At 71.4% G+C, this 2,073-nt stretch carries 3 protein-coding genes; all 3 read right to left on the bottom strand.

Annotation, left to right across the window (positions count from 1 at the left end):
- Nucleotides 1-190 precede the first annotated feature (190 nt).
- Nucleotides 191-631, bottom strand: coding sequence for a type II toxin-antitoxin system VapC family toxin (locus DD1DGNOD_RS19385; protein ID WP_131770760.1), 441 nt, complete (start codon nt 629-631; stop codon nt 191-193).
- Nucleotides 622-894, bottom strand: coding sequence for a type II toxin-antitoxin system Phd/YefM family antitoxin (locus tag DD1DGNOD_RS19380; protein WP_131770759.1), 273 nt, complete (start codon nt 892-894; stop codon nt 622-624). The genes DD1DGNOD_RS19385 and DD1DGNOD_RS19380 overlap by 10 nt, the downstream gene beginning before the upstream one ends.
- Before the next feature lie 70 nt (nt 895-964).
- On the bottom strand, nt 965-2,073 hold a 1,109-nt coding region (locus DD1DGNOD_RS19375; protein WP_241255846.1), incomplete at its 5' end, for a bifunctional adenosylcobinamide kinase/adenosylcobinamide-phosphate guanylyltransferase.

Raw genomic sequence — 2,073 nt, 5'->3', positions numbered from 1 at the left:
CCCCACCTCAACACGGATAACCGGGTGAGCCCGACGCGCGTAGCCCGGTGCCGGCACCGTCACGGGCGCCGCGCCGCCACGACTGTCCCGACCTTCGCCGAGGGGCGTGGCGTTGCCGGGCATAGTCCGTCAGCCGTGTCGCCGGACCGGCCCGGGTCAGTGCGGTGCGGCGACGTACGGGCACGACGGGTCACGGCATGCCGGGAGAGGCGACCGCTATGCCGAGGTCGCGGGCGGCGTCGAGGAGACGGTGGTCGTAGGCCACCATGGTGTGCAGGTCTGGGCCGAGACTCGCGGCGGTGACCAGGTGGATCGCGTCAAGGCTGCGTAGCCGCACAGGCGGATGGTGGCCGGCCCGGTCCAACAACGGATAGCCCAGCCTGATCTGGTCGAGCTCCCGGAGAAGTGCCGTTGCGGCGCCGGCTGCGGCCTGAGCCTGTGTCCGGCTGACATCAGGACGGTCAGTGAGGCGGAGAACCGCACGCCGTAACTCGGTGCGCACCAACGCGCTGCTGACGAGCCTGTGCTCCGCGTGCTCGGCGAGCCAGATCCGCAGGTTATTGCTCTCGTCCTCGGCGATGACGAGTTTCGTGAGGGCGCTGGTGTCGAGATAGATCAGCGCTATCTCCATTCATCGTCACGCAGCGCGGCGAGTTCGTCCGACAATCGGATCCCGGCGCCCACGGTCACCGGTTCGATGTCCAGAATGCCCTGGCCGCCGGGAATGAGGTCGCCGGAGTCGACGAGACGCTGGTAACCCGAGGTCGCCTCATACGGCATGAGGATGGCGACCGCTGTCCCACGTTCGGTGACTTCTACCGTCTCCCCGGCTTTCACCCGGGTCAGCACACGGCTGGCGTTCTGCTTGAGCTCCCGGACTCCGACCTGCCACATGTTCTACAAGGTAGCACCTTGGCCTGGCGCCAGCTCCGCACCATGGAATGTGGGTCAGCGGGAACGTGGGTCAGCGCAGGCGGGTGGGGATGCCGGCGACGACGTGCCAGACCTCGTCGGACTCGGCCGCGATCGCGGCGTTGAGGCGGCCGAGGGCGTCGCGGAAGCGGCGTCCGACCGCGGTGGCCGGCACGATCCCGGAGCCGACCTCGTTGGTCACCGCTACCACGTGGCGGCGGGTGTCCCGCCACGCCGCCACCAGCTCCTGGACTCTGGCGGACCATTCCCCGGCCATGCGGTCCCCATCCAGGCCGTCCCCGCTCACGTGGTCCTCGTCCGCCCGGTCCCCGTCCAGGCCGTCCCCGCCCATGTGCTCCCAGTCCATGTGGGCGGTCAGCCACAGGGTGAGGCAGTCGACCAGCAGAGGCGGGCCGTCCGCACGCAGCAGCGGCACCAGGTCGGCGGTCTCCACCGTCGTCCAGTGGGACAGGCGGCGGCCGCGGTGGGCGGCCACCCGCGCCGCCCAGTCGGCGTCGTCCGGTGAAACCGGTCCCGCCGTGGCCACGTAGACCACTTCCGGCCAGGCGGCGAGCCGCCGCTCGGCTTCCGCGGACTTTCCCGACCGGGCGCCTCCGGTGATCAGGACGCGGTACGGCCGGGGCGGACCCGCGTGGGACTGCGTTCCGCGGAACACGGTGCGCCCGGGCCGGGCGCTGTCGGCGGTGATGTCGAGTACAGCGCCGTCAGGATGCAGCTGCGCTCCCATCAGCGCCAGCCGCCGGGCGAGTTCGCCGCCGGGCGGGTTGCGGTGGCTGAGGTGGACGGCGATGATCCGGGTCGCCTCGACCACGGCGTCCCGCCGCCGGAGCTCCGCGAGGACGTCGGCGAACGCCGCCAGGTCGAGGTGCTCACCGAACCCGGGACGGTCGCCGTTGTTCTCCTCCATCAGCACGGCGTCGAACGCGCGCCCGGCGAGTGCCTCCAGGGTCGGCGGTGGCAGCGGCGCGGCGGTGTCGCAGGCGTAGAGCAGACGTCCGCCGTCCGGGGCTGTCACGTCATAGAGCACCGCCGGGCCCACGAACACGCCACCATGGTTGGCCGCCAGCGGGCGGATCTCGAAACCGCCCAGCGACAGGACGTCGCCGGCGTGCGCCGGATGGAACCGCAACGGCCCGGTGT

The sequence above is a fragment of the Candidatus Protofrankia californiensis genome, from assembly GCF_900634765.1.
GTDB lineage: Bacteria > Actinomycetota > Actinomycetes > Frankiales > Frankiaceae > Protofrankia > Protofrankia californiensis.
The sequence above is the reverse complement of the archived record's forward strand: the minus strand, read 5'-3'. Positions and strand labels throughout refer to the sequence as shown.